The 378-nt window shown below is 48.7% G+C and carries 2 tRNA genes; both read left to right on the top strand.

The window, feature by feature from the left end:
• The first annotated feature begins 75 nt into the window (after positions 1–75).
• Positions 76–151: transfer RNA gene (locus tag AC1DJR_RS33960), tRNA-Asp, on the top strand.
• A gap of 87 nt (positions 152–238) precedes the next feature.
• Positions 239–313 (top strand) — tRNA-Gln (locus AC1DJR_RS33965).
• The last annotated feature ends 65 nt before the right edge of the window (positions 314–378 follow it).

Below are 378 nucleotides of genomic sequence, written 5' to 3' on the forward strand. Positions count from 1 at the left end.
AGTACGGTAGTACGGTAGCTCGTCGGGCTCATAACCCGAAGGTCGCAGGTTCAAATCCTGTCCCCGCAACCAAATGGTCCCGTGGTGTAGTGGTTAACATGCCTGCCTGTCACGCAGGAGATCGCCGGTTCGACCCCGGTCGGGACCGCCATTTTAACTTCTGCTATATAGCAGTTGTTTTTTATTGGACATTATGGTAAAATAACATTTGTCTTTGAAAAGAAGATAACTATTTCGATGGGCTATAGCCAAGCGGTAAGGCAACGGACTTTGACTCCGTCATGCGCTGGTTCGAATCCAGCTAGCCCAGCCATTTACGAGCCATTAGCTCAGTTGGTAGAGCATCTGACTTTTAATCAGAGGGTCGAAGGTTCGAAT

This window comes from Bacillus sp. 05T31, assembly GCF_056396725.1.